A 17,277-nucleotide genomic window follows, 5' to 3' on the forward strand; every position below is an offset into this window, starting at 1 on the left:
GGCGCACCCCGAGAGGGAGCGGGCAGAGTCAGGCCGTCGCGGCCCGCGCACGAACCGCCCGGGCCGCGACGGCGCTCAGCACGAGGACGGCCGGGACGCTCAGCACGAGCCAGGTCGCCGTCTCGGCCGAACCGCCGATGAGCGTCGTGAAGTTGGCCAGGATCACCCAGATCGCGCCCCCGATTCCGAGCGCGCCCAGGGCCGGCGCGATCAGCGTGTTCCAGGGGCGGGTGTCGAGGCGTTCCCTGCGGAAGAAGACGATCACGGAGACCGACGTCAGGAAGTACAGCAGCATCATCGCGAGGACGGCCACCCCGCTGAACCAGGAGAAGAGGCTCAGCACGGGGTCCTTGCCGAGCAGCGCGAAGGGCACGACAAGGAGCAGCGCGAGCGCGGTCTGCACGGTGCCGGCGGCCCAGGGCGAGTGGCGCCGGTTGAGCGTACAGAGTCTGCGCGGGAGCACCCCTTCGCGGCCGAGCGAGAACAGGTAGCGGTTGGCGGAGTTGTGGAAGGCGAGGATGCCGGCGAAGAGCGAGGTGGCGAGCAGGACCGGCAGGACGTCGCCCGCCCAGCCGCCGAACAGGTCCGCGACGGGCGAGAGGACGAACACCACGCCGTCGCCGCCCGCCAGCGCCTTGCCCGCGGCCGCGGTGGCGTGCGAGGCCCCGTAGGCGGAGACGAGCATCCAGGAGGTGAAGGCGAAGAAGCCGGTGACGACGGCGACGGACAGGTAAGTGGCGCGCGGAACGGTCTTCTTGGGCTCACGCGCCTCCTCTCCGTAGATCGCGGTCGCCTCGAAGCCGAACATCGACGCCACCGCGAACATCAGCGCCACCCCCGGTGCCCCTTGCAGCGCGGCCTTCGGCGAGAAGCTCTCGGCGAGGCCGAGTCCTTCCGGGCCGCCGCCCTTGACCAGGGTGACCAGCGCGAAGACGAGCAGGATGCTGAACTCGGCGATAACGAAGACCGCGAGCACCTTGGCGCCCATCTCGATGCCGGCGGCGCCGAGCACCTGGACGATCACCATCGTGACCACGGCCCAGACCCACCAGGGCGCGTCGAGGCCCGTGTACTGCGCCACAAGCCCGCTCACGATGGACCCGTAGAGCCCGTACATGGCGGCCTGGATCGTGCAGTAGGCGAAGAGTGCGACACCGGCGCTGCCGGTGCCCGTGGTCCGGCCGAGGCCCCTGCCTATGTACGTGTAGAAGGCGCCGGCGTCCACGACATGGCGACCCATGGCGACGAAGCCGACCGAGAAGAGGAAGATCACCGCACCGGCCACGGCGTATCCGGCCGGGGCACCCGCGCCGTTGCCGAGGCCGACGGAGATGGGGAGCGCGCCTGCGATGCCGGTCAGCGGCGCCTGCGCGGAGAGGACGAAGAAGAGGATGCCCACGACGCCGAGGGCGTTGGACTTGAGCTTGCCTGCTGTGGGCGGGTCCTGCACGGTCTGTTGCCTTGTGACCGTCTGACTGTCCACGCGGATCACCTGCCGGGGATGAGGGAGGGGCGATTCGTTTCAGGCCAAACGAGTTGCCCCATAGTCGGATGGGACTCGGCGTTTGGCAAGGCCCTGCGGGATGGTTCCGGCTGGGCTCCGTCTGTCCCCCGAACCCGTGGGTGGCGAAGGTCAGACGTCTTCTTCGGAGTCGGCCCCGAGCCCGCGCAGCAGGGACCTCAACTCCTCCAGCGCGGCCTCGGTCATCTCCGGCTCGCCCAGCACGAGTTGGTGCAGGACGAGACCGTCCAGCGCGGCGAAGACGAGCCGCATGAGGGCCGGGCTCGCATCCTCGGGAAGCATGCGGTTCAACTCGCGCTGGGCCGCGTCGAAGTACTCGTCGTACAGGGTGCGCAGCGGCGGCAGCAGCTCCGGCCTGCGCCGGGACTCCAGCATCAGCTCGTACTGGAACGCCTGCAGGTCCGGGTTGGCCGCGACCATCTCCGACAGCCCGGCCGAGAAGTCCGCGGTCCTGCCGGTGCCGGACTCCATGGCGCTGGTGTGCAGGCTGGTGTGCACCGTGTGGGCCAGCGCCGCCTCGATGAGGGCATCGCGGGAACCGAAGTGGTGCACGACCAGACCGTGGGTGACACCGGCCTCCTCCGCGACGGCGCGGTAGGTCAGTTTGCGCAGGCCACCGCGGGCCACCACCCGCACGGCCGCGCTCAGGAGCGCGTCACGGCCCGCTCCGTAGTCCAGCCGCTTGCGCGCCCCGCCACGAGGGCTTCGGCTCTTCTTCTCGTCTGGCGCTTCGGCGGAATCGGTCACGTCAGGGACCCTACCTAGCTCGCGGTGGCTGCCCGTCGTTTGCGCAGCACCGCGCTCGGGGCGCCGCGCCGGGCGGCTTCGGAGTCGGCCCGGCACGACGCGGTTCGTGGTCCGTCAGCCCCGGCGGGGCGGGCGGATGCCGCGGAACTCCCAGTCGCCGCCCAGCGCGGTGGACAGTACTTCCTCGGACTCGGTGGGCTGGGCACCCACGTCGGAGCGGATCGCGGTGGGTCCGGTGACGATGTGGTTGGTCAGCCGCCCCAGACCCTCCACCTCCACCTCGACGATGTCACCGGGCTGCACGGGGCGGGAGTTGGCCGGTGTGCCCGACAAGAGCACGTCGCCGGGGTACAGCGTGATGGTGCGGGCGATGTCGGCCACGAGGTAGTGCATGTCCCACTCCATCTCCGCCGTGGAACCGTCCTGCACCACCTCTCCGTTGACGTAGGTGCGCAGGTACTTGTCGTGGAAGTCCCAGTCGGTGACCAGGCCCGGGCCGAGCGGGCACAGGGTGTCGGAGCCCTTCACCCGCAGCATGGAACCGGCGTCGGTGTCACGGAAGTCGTGCAGGCCGTAGTCGTTGGCGATCGTGTAGCCCGCGATGTACTCCCCCGCGTCGGCCGGCGAGATGTTGCGCGCCGTCCTGCCGATCACGATGGCGACCTCGCCCTCGTAGTTGAGCCACTTGCAGCCCTCGGGGCGCACGATCGCACCCTTGTGGGAGTTGAGGGCCGAGGTGGGCTTGTGGAAGTACGTCGGGGTGGGCGTGAGCTCGATCTGGAACTCGTCGACGCGGCTGCGGTGGTTGAGATGGACGGCGACGACCTTCGAGGGGACGACCGGGGGAAGGTGCTGGGCGTCCTCCACCTTGACGCGGCGGCCGTCACCGGCGACCAGTTCGTCGTCCTCGCGAAGGACCTGGACGGCCGCGCCGTCCAGGAGGATGCGGCGGTACTCGGGCATGAGGGGGCTCCTAGGCGCGGCTGTGGGGGTTGTGCGGGGCGGGGTGTGCGGGCAGGCCGTTGCCGGTCCAGCCGCCGGCGGGGCGGTCGAACCACAGGTGGACCTGGCCGGTGCCGATCGAGTTCTCGTACTCGCCGTACTGGCGCGCCCTGGCGACGCAGGCGCGTTCGCCGAGGGCGCCCGCCATCATCAGGTAGTGGAAGAACTTGGCCTCGGGCTTGAACTTCCAGAACTCGTCCATCGTGTCGAGGACCTTGTCGTGGCGGCCTTCCTTGAACCAGGCGATGCGTTCGTGGTCGGCCTCGCGCGCCTCGGCGGTGAAGATGTGTGCGGGGTCGCTCGATTCGTGGTCGCGCAGTTGCCGCAGCGGCCAGAAGGTGTGCGAGAGGGCACCCGAGGCGATGAGCAGGACGCGGCGGCCCGGGGTGGCGGCGATTCCGTCGGCGAGCGCTCGTCCTAGGCGCAGGTGGTCCTCCATGTCACCGGTCTGGCAGACGCCGATGGTGACCCACTTCTTGTCGGGCAGGCCCTCGCCGAGGAACTTCCACAGGTTGGTTGTGGCGTAGTAGATCGGCAGGTACGGGTCGTCGATCGCGGTGATCCAGGTGCCGTGCTTGTCGGCGGACCCGGCTATGTTCTCGGCGAGTTCGGGGTCACCCGGGAAGTCGTAGGGCATCCGGCACATGCCGCGCGGCAGCTCTTCGGAGGTGAAGAGGCCGGCCCGGCGCTGCTGGGCGGTGACGACGAATTCGACGGTGGTGGCCCAGTGCGAGTCCAGGACGACGACAGTGTCGTACTCCTGGGAGGCATCCCGCTCGAAGACCTCGCGCCGCAGTTCCTTCAGGCCGGTGACGAGGGTGATCTCCTTGCCCTCGTTCAGTTCCAGGCGCGTCTCCTGCGGAAGCACGACGGTGGGCACGTGAGCGAGCAGCCCCGCCCCGACGATCTCACCCATGGTCCCGCCAGCCCTTCGGCGCCGTCACGGTGTTCTTGAGGTCGCAGTAGAAGTCGAAGCTCCAGGTGCCTCCCTCGCGGCCCACCCCGGAGTGCCGGGAGCCACCGAAGGGCGCCTGGAGGTCGCGTACGAAGAAGCAGTTGACCCAGACCGTGCCGGCCACGAGCCGGTCGGTGACGCGCTCGGCGCGCCCGCGGTCGCCGGTGGCGACGGTCGCGGCGAGCCCGAAGCGGGTGCCGTTGGCCAGGCGGACCGCCTCGTCCTCGTCGGCGAAGGTCTGCAGGGTCAGGACGGGGCCGAAGACCTCCTCCTGCACGATCTCGGAGTCCTGGGCGACATCGGTGAGCAGGGTCGGGGCGTAGTACTGGCCTTCGCCCCGTCGGCCGCCGATGACGGCGCGGGCCCCGGCTGCGAGGGCCCGCTGCACGAAGCCGTCGATCTTCTCCAGCTGGCGGGGGTGGATGTTGGGGCCGATGTCGGTGGTCTCGTCGCGCGGGTCTCCCTGCCGCAGGGCCGAGGCCTTCTCGGTGAAGCGTCGGGTGAACTCCTCCGCGATCGTCTCCTCGACGAGGATGCGGGTCGCGGCCAGGCACACCTGTCCGGCGTTGTCGTACTGCTCCACGGCCAGGTCGACGGCGAGGTCGAGGTCGACGTCCGCGAAGACCAACAGCGGTGACTTCCCGCCGAGTTCGAAGCTGGCGGGCACCAGGTTGGCCGCGGCTGCCGCGGCGATGGTCTTCGCGGTGGGCACCGATCCGGTGAAGCTGATGCGGCGGACGTCGGGGTGGGAGACGAGGGCGCTGCCGGCCTCGGCGCCGTAGCCCTGCACGACGTTCAGGACGCCGGCGGGCAGTCCGGCCTCGGCGGCGATGTCGGCGAACAGGGAGGCGGTGAGGGGCGACCACTCGGCGGGCTTGAGGATCACGGTGTTGCCCGCGGCGAGCGCCGGGGCGATCTTCCAGGTGGCGAGCATCAGCGGTGCGTTCCACGGGGTGATCAGCACACAGGGGCCCGCCGGGTCCCAGCTGACGTGGTTGGTGTGGCCGCGGGTGTCGAAGTCGTCGTGGCCGAGGCTCACGAGCCAGTCGGCGAAGAAGCGGAAGTTGTGTGCCACGCGCGGCATGACTCCGCGCCGGTGCGAGCGCAGCAGGGCGCCGTTGTCGTGGGTCTCGACGATCGAGAGGTCCTCGATGCGCTTCTCTACGGCGTCGGCGACGGCGTGCAGGATCCGGGCCCGTTCGGCGCGCGGGGTGGCCGCCCAGCCGGGGAAAGCGGCGCGGGCCGCGGCGACGGCGGCCGACGCTTCTGCCGCCGTGCCGCGGGCGATCTCGCCGAGGACGCTCCCGTCGATCGGCGAGACGTCCACGAAGGTGTCGGCGGAGGCGACGCGTTCGCCGCCGATCCAGTGCCGGGTGTCGACGGTGACACCGGCCACGGTGAGGGTGTGTTCGCTCATGTTCATTCTCCAAGTGGCAGGTAGTGGGCGGGAGTCACTCGGCTCCGGAGGTGCCGGACTCGAGCAGCGTGCCGCCGTCCCACACGACGCCGACCTGCCGGTAGTAGGCGGCGATCGGCTCCCTGATGTCCAGTCGGGCCAGCTCCTCGGTGGGCGCTTCGAACAGCTCCAGCTCCGCGTCACCGACCCACGCCTGACCGGCCTCGAAGGAGGCGGCGCCGGTCTCTATCAGCTCGTCGAGAGCCAGTGCCTTGCCCTTCTCGATGGAGGGCAGCCAGCGGTGGTGGGCCATCGGGTGGCTGTTGACGAAGCCGTTGGTCTCGGACGGTTCACGCAGGGTGACCACGGCCTGGGCCAGGCGGCGGTCGGCCGCGGCGAGGGTCGCGCCGAAGCGGGCGCCGGCCTCGATCCGCGGGGCGGGACCGTAGGGGTGCGGGCGGGTCTGGTGGATGGAGCCGAGCTTCTTCGGGTAGCCCTGGTGCAGGCCGCGCGCGACGGCGAAGTCCTTGTCGACCCAGATGTACACGCAGCGCGAGTAGGTGCGCCCCTCGTACTGGCAGCGCACGACCGCGAAGGCCTCCTTGTACTGGGCGAGCACGGGGTCGAGCAGCTGGCTCCCGTCCGCGGCGCAGGACTGCCAGTCGGCCCAGATCAGCGCGACGGCACCGGGGTCCTCGTCGGCCAACTCCAGTGGTTCGGGCAGGAGTTCACGCACCCGGGCGGGGTCGGTGCGGTACTCGACGGTGAGCAGGTCGCCGGAGTAGTGCCACGGCGGGGAGGGGATCAGCGAGGCGTCGCCGGTCGCCGTCTTGGGGTGGAAGTAACCACGGACGCTGGCCATGACTGGGGGTTCCTTACGAGGTGAGGGCGGGCTGCGCGAGGAGCTGGGCGCGGTAGCGGGCGGCGCCGGTGGTGGCGGCGGGGCCGCCGAGCGCGACCACCCCGACGAGCCGGTCGTCGGCGTGATAGCCGACGAGAACGTCGCCTTCCGGATCGCCGTCCAGGACACGCACGTCGGCGATGCCCAGGGCGGGTGCGCCGAAGGACTGCAGCCGGAACTCGTGCTGGTCGCTCCAGAAGGTGGGCAACGGGGCGAACGGCGGGGGTTGCGCCACACTGCCGACGAGATGGGCCACGAGGCTCTTCGCGGCATGCTTGGCGGTGTCGGTGGGGATCGACCAGTGCTCGACGCGGCGGGGTACGCCGTCGTAGCGGGCATTGGGGAAGCGGGCGATGTCGCCGACGGCGACGACGTTCGTGTGGCCGCCGACGCGCAGCTGCTCGTCGGTCAGGACCCCGTCGGACAGATCCAGGCCGTTGCCGTCCAGCCATTCGGTGTTGGCGACCGAGCCGACGGACTCCACGACCACATCGGCCGGAAGCACCGTCCCGTCGGTCAGGACGACACCGGTCACCCGGTCCTCGCCCGCGAAGCCCGCGACACCCGCGCCGAGGGCGAAGCGTACGCCGCGCTCCTCGTGGCGCCGGTGCAGCGAGCGGGCCAGGAGTTCGCCGAGCGGGCGCAGCATCGGCAACGGCTCGGGGTCGACCACCGTCACCTCGCCGACGCCGAGGCCCTTGGCGGTGGCGGCGACCTCGCAGCCGATGAAGCCCGCGCCGATGACGACCACGCGGACGCCCGGCCGGGTCAGTTCGTCACGCAGACCCTGGGCGTCGGCGAGAGTGCGCACGGTGTGCCGGCCGCTGCCCGGGCCCGAGGGGCCGTCGCAGCGCAGCCTGCGCGGCCGCATGCCGGTGGCGACGACCAGGCCGTCGAAGGCGAGTTCCGTACCGTCGTCGAGTCCGACGACGCGCTCGTCGAGGCGGGCGGAAGTGACGGTCGTGCCCAGCCGCCACTCGACGTCCGCCGCACTTGCTCGGGGCGTGAACGCGAGGGACTCGAACGGCACCTTCCCGGCGAGCACGTCCTTGCTCAGCGGTGGCCGGTTGTACGGCATATGGGGCTCGTCGCCGATGACCGTGATCGCGCCCGTCCAGCCGGCGGCGCACAGCTGTTCGGCGGCGCGCAGGCCGCCCATCGAGGCACCGGCTATGACGACGCGCCCCGGACTCCGGGGTACGTGAGCCGTCTCGGCCATCTCAGGCCTCGATCCGGATGGCCTGCAGCGGACAGACGTCGGCGGCTTCCTCGACCTCGTCGCGCAGCGCGTCGTCCGGGTCGCTGACGTAGGCGAGGCGCCCGGTGTCGTCCAGCTGGAAGACGTCGGGGGCCGAGAAGACGCACTGTCCGTGGTCCTGGCACTTGTTCATGTCGACGACGACCTTCATGGCCGGTCCTCCTGGAGGTGAGGGCGTCGGGGCGCACTGAGGGAAGTGGGGCCCGGCTCCGTGGCCGGGCCCCTGCCAAAGGGGTACGGATGGCCGCACTCCCCAACTCGTTTGGCTTCAAACAACATAGAAAGCGAACGGACCCTGGTCAAGAGCTATCCAGATGGATAAATTCTTTCCCTGCACCCCTTGCGGAGAGGGGCGACCGTCCATACCGTTTGGCACCAAACAACGGGTGGGCGCCGGTCTGGCGTCCGCACCCCGACGCCGGGCCCTCGCCGGGCGGGCCACCCCGCCCGGCTGCCGGCCACCACGCCCCCGTTCACATCCGCCGAGGAGACATCGGTGAGCGCTCAAGACACCCCAGAAGTCCGCACCGCCATGGACCGGCTCGCCGCCGACGGCATCGACGTGGTCCGGGTCACGTATCCCGACCTGATCGGCACCGACCGTGCCCGTGACGTCCTGCTCGACCATCTGCCCTCGGCCTGCGACCACGGCCTCGCCTTCTGCCGCGCGGTCTACCACACCACCCCGCAGGGCGACGTGGTCCCGGTCCGGGGCGGCCTCGACGCGGGCCTTCCGGACGTGACCGTACGACCCGACCTCTCCACCGCCCGCGGCCTGCCCTGGGAGCCGGGCGTCGCCTGGTGCCTGGGCGAGACGACCGACCCCGCCACCGGCTCGCCCAGCCCGGAGTCCCCGCGCGACCTGCTGCGCTCGGTGCTCGCCCGCTGCGAACAAGCGGGTCTGCGACCTGTCGTCGGCCCCGAGCTCGAGTACTTCCTGCTCGAACAGGACACGGCCGCGCCGACCGGCTGGCGCCGCTACGGACAGGGCGTCGCCGGAGTCGTCTATACGGCCGGACTACGCGCCGACGCCGACAACCACCTGCTGCCCACCCTGCGCAAGCTGCGCGATCTCGGCATCGGTGTCATCAGCGCGAACCACGAGTTCGACGCGGGCCAGTTCGAGATCAACCTGACCCACTCAGAGGCGATGGACGCCGCCGACCGCGCCTTCCTCTTCAAGTCGGCCGTCAAGGAACTCGCCCGCAAGGAAGGGAAGTTGGCCACCTTCATGGCCAAGCCCTTCAACGACGCGGGAGGCTCCGGCTTCCACCTCCACTTCTCCGGCGAAGCCACCGGTGGCTCCGTCGCCGAGGGGGGCCGCAACGTCTTCGACGACCCCTCGGGCGCCTACGGCCTGTCGGACACCGCCCGCCACGCCATCGCCGGCATCCTCGCCCACGCACCCGCGCTCACGGCCCTGCTCAACCCGACCGTGAACTCGTACAAGCGCTTCGGACCCGACACCCTCGCCCCGTGGCTCATCGACTGGGGCCTCGACAACCGCAGCGCCATGGTCCGCATCCCGCCCGAGCGCGGCTCCGGCGCCCGCCTGGAGCTCCGGCTCGGCGACGCCAGCGCCAACCCCTATCTCGCGACCGCGGCGCTCTGCGCCGCCGCGCTCCTCGGCATCCAGGACGGCAAGGAGCCGCCGGCACCCCTGCAGGGCTACGGCTACGACCCCGAGAAGTCCCAGATGCTGCCGACGACCCTGCCCGCCGCACTCGACGCCCTCGAAGCGGACGACGCGCTGACCGAGGTCCTCGGCAAGGACTTCACCGAGTCCTTCCTCACCTACAAGCGCGACGAGGTCGACCGCTTCAACCACCACGTCACGGACTGGGAGTTCACCGAGTACTCCTACCACCTCTGACCGGCCGCACCACCTTCAGGAGCACCCTCATGACGAACCCGACCGACGCCATCGACCCGGCCGACCCCATGCCGCTCGCCGATGTCGACCTCGCCGACCTCGACAACTTCACCGACGGCGTCACCCCCTGGCGCATGTTCCACACCCTGCGCCACGAGGACCCGGTCCACTGGCAGCCGGAAGAGGCCCCCAACTCGGGCTTCTGGGCCGTCACCCGGCACGAGGACATCGCACGCGTCGACCGCGACGCCGAGACGTTCACCTCCACCAAATTCGTCAACCTCGAAGAGGTCGACGACGACCAGATCAAGAAGCGCGCCTCGATCCTGGAACTCGACGGCGTGCGGCACCGCGCGATGCGCAGCCTGCTCCAGCGCCAGTTCGGCGCGAGCGTCATCAACAGCTACACCGACTTCCTGCGCGGGCTGACCGCCAAGACCCTGGACGCGGCGCTCGCGAAGGGCAGCTTCGACTTCGTCAAGGAGGTCTCCGCCGACTTCCCCATCAACGTACTGGCCCGCCTCCTGGACGTGCCGTCGGAGGACAACCAGCAGCTCATCGACTGGGGCAACCGGATCATCGGCAACACCGACCCCGACTACGCGGACGTGCTCCTCGGCAGCGAGGAGAGCGAGAAGTTCCGCGACCTGCCGTTCCGCTCCCCCGCGTCCCTCGAAGTCTTCGAGTACGGACGCGAGTTGGCCCGTCAGCGACGCGGCGGCCACGGCACCGACCTGGTCTCCAAGCTCGTCAACGAGACCCCCCGCGACGGACTGCCGCTGTCCGGACAGGACTTCGACAACTACTTCCTGCTCCTCGTGGTCGCCGGCAACGAGACCACCCGCCACACCATCACGCACTCCATGCTGGCGCTGCTCCAGCACCCCGAGCAGCTGGCCCGCCTCCAGGAGGACCCCTCCCTGATCCCGACGGCGGTCGAGGAGTTCCTGCGCTGGGCGTCCCCCGTCTACCACTTCCGCCGCACCGCGACCCGCGACGTCGAACTCGGCGGCAAGCAGGTCAAGGAGGGCGACAAGGTCGTCATGTGGTACGCGTCCGGCAACCGCGACGAGAAGGTCTTCGGCAACCCGTACGACTTCGACGTCGCCCGCGCGGACAACGACCACGTCACCTTCGGCAAGGGAAGTCCACACCTGTGCCTGGGCAACCTTCTTGCCCGCACCGAGATCCGCATCATGTTCGAGGAGCTGATCCCGCGCCTGGCCGGCATCCGCCTCACCGGCGACGTCCCACGCGTCCGCTCCAACTTCGTCAACGGAATCAAGAAGCTGCCCGTGGAAGTCACGCTCGCCTGACGAGTTCTCCCCCACTGCCAGCCGCCGAGACGCTGCGCGAGACCGACCAACTCGCGCAGCCGACTGCGGCGACCGTCTCGGCCGGGCTCCGATGCCGCCCCGCCGCCCGGCCGCCTCGGAAGCCTCACAAACCCCTGTCGGCCGCGCAGCGCTTCGTGCCAGAATCCGCGCATGTCGGTTCGATACCCGCGCCCCCTGCGTCCCGGTGACCGTGTCGGTGTCACCTCTCCGTCGAGTGGTGTCTCGAAGGAGTTGAGTGCGCGCCTCCAGGTCGCGATCCGTGAGGTGGAGGACCGCGGGTACGAGGTTGTGGTCGGGCAGTGCATGGGCGCTTCCCGGCACATCAGTGCATCGGCCGCCGACCGCGCGGCCGAGTTGATGTCGATGCTGACCGATCCCACCATCAGGGCGGTCGTCCCGCCGTGGGGCGGGGAGACCGCGATCGATCTCATCCCGCTGCTCGACTGGGACCGGCTGCGCGACGCCGAGCCGACCTGGTTCGTCGGGTACTCCGACACCTCGACCCTGATCACACCGCTGACCCTGCTCACCGGCACCGCGACCGTCCATGGCAACAACCTCATGGACACGCCCTATCGCGTGCCCGAAGGGCTGCTGTCGTGGCTCGACATCGTCGCCGCTCCCCCGGGCCACCGCTTCACCCAGACTCCGCCCGGCAGCCACCGTTCCAGCGGCTTCGACGACTACGCCGTATTCCCGGACGTTCGCGAGTACACGCTCGATGTCCCGGGCACCTGGACCCGGATCGACGGCAGCGGCGACGTGGAGGCCGAGGGACGGCTGATCGGCGGATGCATCGAGACACTGTGCAATCTCGCGGGAACGCCGTACCTCGACGCCTCGGCCTTCGCCCGGGACGAGTCCCCCGACGGACTCCTCGTCTACGTCGAGGCGTGCGAGGACAACGCCTTCACCATCTGCCGGAATCTGCACGGCATGAAGCTCGCCGGTCTCTTCGACCACGCGAACGCGATCCTCGTCGGCCGGACCAACGCACCGGACCGCCGCACCCTCACCCAGCACGAGGCCGTGCTGGACGCGCTCGGCCCCCTGAACGTGCCGATCGTCGCCGACCTGGAATGCGGCCACGCCCCGCCCTACATGCCCATCGTCAACGGCGCGCTCGGCCGTATCGTTCACACGTCGACCCGAAGCGAACTCACACAGACACTGGCCTGACGACGTCGGCGGGAGGGCCCGGACCCATCGGCCCAGAGCCCTCCCGCCTGAAGAACCGCCCACCCCCCGTCAGGCGATGTGACGGATCCGGCGCAGGGCGAGGAAGACCAGGACCGCCGCCAGAGCGAGGAAGACGCCCGTCTCGATGCCCTGGAAGGCCCAGAACCGGTCGCCGGGCTGGTAGAGCTGCCAGTTGTGGGACCCGGGTCCAAGGCCCTGATGCGCCATCTGGTCCAGGCACGAACTCGCGCCGGGCCAGCGGGTCCAGAGCCGCGACCGGCTCGTCGAGCAGCAGCAGACGAGGCCGCTTGGCCATGGCCAGCGCCAGAGCCACCTGGGCGCGCTGCCCGCCGGAGAGCTTCCCGACCGGCTTCTTGAACGGAATATCGAGTTGGTCGATCCGCTCACGCGCGAACGCGGCGTCCCAGCGGCTGTTGAGCCTGCCGCCCAAGGTGATGTGGTCGGCGGCGGTGAACTCGCGGTAGAGCGGCGTGTCCTGGGCCACGAACCCGACCTCCCGCAGGACCGCGGTGTTGTTACGCGGATCCTGGCCGAAGACGCGCACCTGTCCGGCGTCGGGCCGCAGCATTCCGACGGCGAGATGCAGGAGGGTGGACTTGCCCGCGCCGTTGGGTCCGGCGAGCCCGGCGATCCGGCCGGCGGGCAGGTGCAGGGAGCACTCCTGGAGTGCCCATGTGCGCCCGTACCGCTTGCCGAGCGCATCGGTCGCCAACGCCATTTCCGTCATGTGCCATCCCCCAACTGGTCACGAGGCGTCCTCGGCCGGCGGTGCGTCGAGCGTGGTGCGCAGAGTGGTGTCGATCAGCGCGGTGATGTCCTCGCGGCTCAGACCCGCGGCCTGAGCCTTGTGGAGCCAGGCGAGCAGGTCCTCGCGCAGCCCGGCCTGGTGGACCAGGGCCGGGCCGGCGAGGGTGCCCACGAGGAAGGTGCCCACGCCGGGGCGCCCCTCTGCCAGTCCTTCGAGCTCAAGCTCGCGGTACGCCTTCAGCACCGTGCTCGGATTGATCGCCAGCGACTGAGCCACCTGACGAACCTTGGGCAGCTGGTCCCCGGACTCGGCGAGGCCGACCCGCAGAGCCTGGCGCACCTGGAGCACGAGCTGCATGTAGGTGGCCACCCGTGAACGGCCGTCAAGTACGAACTCGATCACTACTTCTCCCGTTGTCTTACGACAGTAAGACAGCAGGAGGCAGGGGTGGGCCCGTGGGAGGCGGAGGGGGCTGTTCAGCACCCGTCGGCGTCGATGCGGAAGCGAAGCCTGCAGATCACCGCGTCGGTATCGCGGCGTACCGCGTGGGCGACGACGGAACCGCGGTGGTTCTGGAGCAGCCGCTGCCAGACGTGGGCGAACTCCGTTTCCGGGATCAGCACGGTGATCTGGGAGTCGGCGTGGGTGGCGGACAGCTCGCGTACGTATGCCGAAACGGGACGGCCGAGGGCGCGGGTGGGCGAACTGAGCTCGACGAGATCGATGCCCGGGTTCCACAACTCCCAGTCGCGGCGCAGGGCTTCGGCCTCGCGACGGTCCTCGGGAGCGGGGTGGGTGACGGTGATCGCCAGCACTTCGTCGCCCAGCGAACGGGCCGCGGTGAGCGCCTTGCACGTCAGCTTGGACAGGCCCGCGACGGGCACGACGACCAGCGAGTGAGCCTCCTGCGGCGGCTCGGGGACGCGGCCGAGTTCCAGACGCTCGCCGATCCGGCCGTACGCGCGATGCACCCTCTCGAAGCCGAGGACCAGCAGCGGCACGGCGAGGACGATCAGCCACGCCCCCTCGGTGAACTTCGTGGCGGTGACGACCACTCCCGCGACGCCGGTGAGCAGGGCGCCGAAGCCGTTCAGCACGGCCTTCGCACGCCAGCCCTTGACCCGGTCGCCGTACCAGTGCCGGACCATGCCGATCTGGCAGATGGTGAAGCCGATGAACACGCCGATCGCGAAGAGCGGTACGAGGGTGTTGGTGTCGCCGCCGGAGAAGACCAGCAGGAGCGCGGAGATCAGGGCCAGCGCGAGCACCCCGTGCCGGTGCACCTGCCGGTCGGCCTTGAGGGCGAACACATGCGGGAGGTGGTTGTCGCGGGCCAGCAGGCTCATCAGTACGGGCAGCCCGCCGAAGGACGTGTTGGCGGCGAGCGCGAGGAGCACCATCGTCGCGAACTGCACCACGTAGAAGGCCACGTTGTGCCCGAAGGAGGCGTCCGCGAGCTGCGCGAGGACCGTTACGCCCTCGACCGGCTGGAGATGGAAGCGGCCGATGAGGATGGACAGGCCGATCAGCATCACACCGAGGAGGGCGCCGAGCGCCACCTCGGTGCGCTGCGCGCGACGGGCGGCCGGGGCGCGGAAGGACGGCACCGCGTTGGCCACGGCCTCGACACCGGTGAGGGCGGAGCAGCCGGCCGCGAACGCCTTGAGCAGGAGCAAGGCCCCTACGGTGGTGGCGCTGTTGCCGAGCGCGGAGGTGTGGCCGTCGGCCGACCCTGTGCTGACCGGGCCGTCGCGGAAGAGCCCGACCACGATCATCGCGAGGATCGAACCGACGAACAGGGCGGTCGGCAGCAGGAACGCCTTGGCCGAGTCGACCACGCCCCGCAGGTTGACCGCCGTGACGAGGACGAGAACTCCCAGGCAGATCCAGGTCCGTTCGTCGTAGAACTGCGGGAAGGCGGAGGTGAGCGCGGCGACACCGGCGGTGACGGAGACCGCGACGTTCAGCACGTAGTCGAGGATCAGGGAACCGGCGGCCACCAGGCTGGTACGCCGCCCCAAGTGCCGCTTCGCCACGGCGTACGAGCCGCCGCCGTCCGGGAACGCGGCGATGACCTGGCGGTAGGAGGCCACCAGCACCGCCAGAAGCACGGCGATCGCCAGCGTGACGGGAAGCGTGAACCCCATCCCGTAGGCACCGGCCACGGCCAGCACCAGAACGATCGACTCCGGCCCGTACGCCACCGAGGCCATCGCGTCCAGGGACAGTGCGGCGAGCCCCTGGAGCGCGGTGAGCTTGTGCCGGTCACCGGCCCCGGCGGCTCCGGCGTCCCCGGTGTCAGGCGGCTCCTGGACGCCGTCGCCGTCTGCCGCCGTGTTCGCGCTGCCTGCGTGTATGACCATGTTGCCGGTCCTCCGATAGAGCAATTCGAGGACCAGCGTGCGTGCCGTTCGGGAAGGGGCCCAGCCGTCTTGCCGTGATCAATACGCCCGCCGGAGCACTCTTCACGCGCCTCATACGCCGCGGCAATCGGCGATGGCCCGAATCCGCAGTGCCATGGTCACGGTCAACATTCCCTTCGGATACTGGTGTCGTATCGACAAGCACTGGCCGTGAGGAGAGGGACGACGTGGCAGACAAGCGCAACGAAGTGCCGGACAGCAGCGCCGTACGGGTTGCCCTCTGGCGGGCGTTGCATGTGCGGATCGACGCGCCACCGCACGTGTTCGAGGACGAGGTCGGCCTGGAATTGGCGGCTCCTGAGGCCGGATGGCAGGACCGCCCGGACATGGACCCGCACGCCACCAGCGGATTCCGGGCCGCCATCGTGTCCCGCGCTCGATTCGTCGAGGACCTGATCGACGAGCGGATCGACGACGGCATCACGCAGTACGTCGTCCTGGGCGCCGGGCTCGACACGTTCGCCCAGCGCCGGCCCGACGTCGCGGGACACCTGAGGGTCTTCGAGATCGACCAGCCGGCGACCCAGGCCTGGAAGCGGCGGCGCCTGATCGAGCTCGGCTACGGGGTCCCCGACTGGCTGCGGCTGATGCCGGTCGACTTCGAGGCGGGCGAGGACTGGTGGGAGCAGCTGTCGGGCGCCGGTTTCGATTCCGCCCGCCCGGCGGTCGTCGTGTGCACCGGCGTCACCATGTACCTCACCAAGGACGCCACCTCGGCGACCCTGCGCCGGCTCGCCGGGCTGGCCCCCGGGTCGACGCTCGCCATGACGTTCATGCTGCCGGCCGAACTCATCGACGATGCCGACCGCCCCGCGCTTGAGGCGACCGAGCCGCAGGCGCGGGCAGCCGGAACTCCGTTCATCAGCTTCTACACCCCGGAGGAGATGCTGGAGCTGGCCCACGACGCCGGCTTCAAGGATGTCCGGCACGTAGCGGGAACCACCCTGGCCGACCGCTACTTCGCCGACCGGACCGACGGTCTCCGCCCGTCGAGCGGCGAGGATCTGCTGGTGGCCACGACCTGACACCCCCGCGGCCCACGCCCTCAGCCGCCCCTGGCCGGGCGCGTGATGTCCAGCGCCGCACCCGTCTGATCGGCGAGCGTCACAGCGACGAGGCGGGCCTGGAGCGGCGGGACGGGGCCGGGCCCAGGCGTGAGCATGTAGCGGCCGAGGTAGCGGCCATTGCCGTACGCACGCAGTTCGATCTCGCCGTGCGGCCAGCCCCCGCTGTCGACGTCCCAGCGCCTGCGGCCGACCACCACGGTGCCGTCCTGTTCCAGGCGCGGCGGCCGCCCCATGAGCGTGCCGTACTCGAATCGGCAGCCGCGCAGTCCGAGCAGCTCGGTCAGCTGTTCGCGCACATGGCCGACGACCGCGTCCGCGGAGGTGGACGACTGGGCGAGGTCGGCGGTCCCGTGGATCCGCGCGAGGTACTCCGCGTCGGTCACGGTGACCACCTTCAGCCGGCGCGCGCGGGCCGCGAGCTGCGACACGATCAGCCCGACGACCAGGAGCAGCACCGCCGTTTCGACGTCGTCGGAGTCGGTGATGCTGAACCGTTGGTACGGGCGGGTGAGGAAGAAGTCGAACCAGGCCGCCGCCGAGAGCGCCGCGACGGCGCCCGCCAGCCGGCTGCCGACGGCCGCCACGGCGACGACCACCACGACCAGGATCAGGGCCGCGTTGGTGGACGAGAGGTCCGTACGGAAGGGCACCAGCACGAGCGCGACGAGGAAGGGGCAGACCAGGCCGGCGGCCAGTGCGATCCGGTCCCGCACGGGGTAGCCGGTCAGCGGATTGCCGGTCATACGTGTCGCCTCCAGCTCTCGGGCACCGCCCCCAGACCTACGTATCACGGGGGTGCTCCGCCCGCCCCGCGAAGCCCGGGGCCAGCCGCGTGACCTGCCTTCCTT

At 70.4% G+C, this 17,277-nt stretch carries 16 protein-coding genes; 4 read left to right on the forward strand and 12 right to left on the reverse strand.

Annotation, left to right across the window (positions count from 1 at the left end; genetic code table 11):
* Nucleotides 1-28: 28 nt before the first annotated feature.
* The 8 genes from OG574_RS04130 to OG574_RS04165 all read right to left on the reverse strand — a co-directional run bounded on the left by OG574_RS04130 (nt 29) and on the right by OG574_RS04165 (nt 7,932).
* Nucleotides 29-1,483: an APC family permease gene (locus OG574_RS04130; protein WP_326771896.1), complete on the reverse strand. Its 1,455-nt coding sequence runs from the start codon at nt 1,481-1,483 to the stop codon at nt 29-31.
* 150 nt (nt 1,484-1,633) lie between these two features.
* Nucleotides 1,634-2,269: a TetR/AcrR family transcriptional regulator gene (locus OG574_RS04135; RefSeq protein WP_326771897.1), complete on the reverse strand. Its 636-nt coding sequence runs from the start codon at nt 2,267-2,269 to the stop codon at nt 1,634-1,636.
* Nucleotides 2,270-2,383: 114 nt separating this feature from the next.
* Nucleotides 2,384-3,232 (reverse strand): fumarylacetoacetate hydrolase family protein, encoded by an 849-nt coding sequence (locus OG574_RS04140; protein WP_326771898.1) that lies wholly within the window; start codon nt 3,230-3,232, stop codon nt 2,384-2,386.
* Between the two features lie 10 nt (nt 3,233-3,242).
* Nucleotides 3,243-4,187 carry a 3,4-dihydroxyphenylacetate 2,3-dioxygenase gene (locus tag OG574_RS04145; RefSeq protein WP_326771899.1) on the reverse strand — a complete coding sequence of 315 codons (945 nt, stop codon included), beginning with the start codon at nt 4,185-4,187 and terminating at the stop codon, nt 3,243-3,245.
* Nucleotides 4,180-5,643 (reverse strand): aldehyde dehydrogenase, encoded by a 1,464-nt coding sequence (locus OG574_RS04150; RefSeq protein ID WP_326771900.1) that lies wholly within the window; start codon nt 5,641-5,643, stop codon nt 4,180-4,182. The genes OG574_RS04145 and OG574_RS04150 overlap by 8 nt, the downstream gene beginning before the upstream one ends.
* 34 nt (nt 5,644-5,677) lie before the next feature.
* A complete protein-coding gene (locus OG574_RS04155; protein WP_326771901.1) occupies nt 5,678-6,484 on the reverse strand; it encodes an acetoacetate decarboxylase family protein in 807 nt (268 codons plus the stop codon).
* 13 nt (nt 6,485-6,497) lie between these two features.
* A complete protein-coding gene (locus tag OG574_RS04160; RefSeq protein ID WP_326771902.1) occupies nt 6,498-7,742 on the reverse strand; it encodes an NAD(P)/FAD-dependent oxidoreductase in 1,245 nt (414 codons plus the stop codon).
* A 1-nt stretch (nt 7,743) separates the two neighbouring features.
* Nucleotides 7,744-7,932 (reverse strand): ferredoxin, encoded by a 189-nt coding sequence (locus OG574_RS04165; RefSeq protein WP_100593447.1) that lies wholly within the window; start codon nt 7,930-7,932, stop codon nt 7,744-7,746.
* A gap of 345 nt (nt 7,933-8,277) precedes the next feature.
* Here OG574_RS04165 and OG574_RS04170 point away from each other — a divergent pair, with 345 nt between their 5' ends.
* The 3 genes from OG574_RS04170 to OG574_RS04180 all read left to right on the forward strand — a co-directional run bounded on the left by OG574_RS04170 (nt 8,278) and on the right by OG574_RS04180 (nt 12,170).
* Nucleotides 8,278-9,654: a glutamine synthetase family protein gene (locus OG574_RS04170; protein WP_326771903.1), complete on the forward strand. Its 1,377-nt coding sequence runs from the start codon at nt 8,278-8,280 to the stop codon at nt 9,652-9,654.
* 29 nt (nt 9,655-9,683) lie between these two features.
* Entirely contained in the window at nt 9,684-10,970 is a 1,287-nt protein-coding gene (locus OG574_RS04175; RefSeq protein ID WP_326771904.1) for a cytochrome P450, read from the forward strand.
* Nucleotides 10,971-11,141: 171 nt separating this feature from the next.
* A complete protein-coding gene (locus OG574_RS04180) occupies nt 11,142-12,170 on the forward strand; it encodes a S66 family peptidase (protein WP_326771905.1) in 1,029 nt (342 codons plus the stop codon).
* Here the strand turns inward: OG574_RS04180 and OG574_RS04185 are convergent.
* From OG574_RS04185 to OG574_RS04195, 3 genes are all read right to left on the reverse strand, one after another.
* A complete protein-coding gene (locus tag OG574_RS04185; protein WP_326771906.1) occupies nt 12,151-12,918 on the reverse strand; it encodes an ABC transporter ATP-binding protein in 768 nt (255 codons plus the stop codon). The genes OG574_RS04180 and OG574_RS04185 overlap by 20 nt on opposite strands.
* Nucleotides 12,919-12,936: 18 nt before the next feature.
* The gene (locus OG574_RS04190; RefSeq protein WP_326771907.1) at nt 12,937-13,341 is read right to left on the reverse strand and encodes a GntR family transcriptional regulator; all 405 of its coding nucleotides are present in this window, start codon (nt 13,339-13,341) and stop codon (nt 12,937-12,939) included.
* A 74-nt stretch (nt 13,342-13,415) separates the two neighbouring features.
* Nucleotides 13,416-15,302 (reverse strand): APC family permease, encoded by a 1,887-nt coding sequence (locus tag OG574_RS04195; RefSeq protein WP_326771908.1) that lies wholly within the window; start codon nt 15,300-15,302, stop codon nt 13,416-13,418.
* 227 nt (nt 15,303-15,529) lie between these two features.
* On the opposite strand from OG574_RS04195, the gene OG574_RS04200 reads away from it, so the two are divergent.
* Complete coding sequence (locus OG574_RS04200) at nt 15,530-16,387, forward strand: class I SAM-dependent methyltransferase (RefSeq protein WP_326771909.1); 858 nt, start codon at nt 15,530-15,532, stop codon at nt 16,385-16,387.
* Nucleotides 16,388-16,407: 20 nt separating this feature from the next.
* Here the strand turns inward: OG574_RS04200 and OG574_RS04205 are convergent, their stop codons facing one another.
* Nucleotides 16,408-17,172 carry a DUF4118 domain-containing protein gene (locus OG574_RS04205; protein WP_326771910.1) on the reverse strand — a complete coding sequence of 255 codons (765 nt, stop codon included), beginning with the start codon at nt 17,170-17,172 and terminating at the stop codon, nt 16,408-16,410.
* Nucleotides 17,173-17,277 lie beyond the last annotated feature (105 nt).

The organism is Streptomyces sp. NBC_01445 (genome assembly GCF_035918235.1).
Lineage (GTDB): Bacteria > Actinomycetota > Actinomycetes > Streptomycetales > Streptomycetaceae > Streptomyces.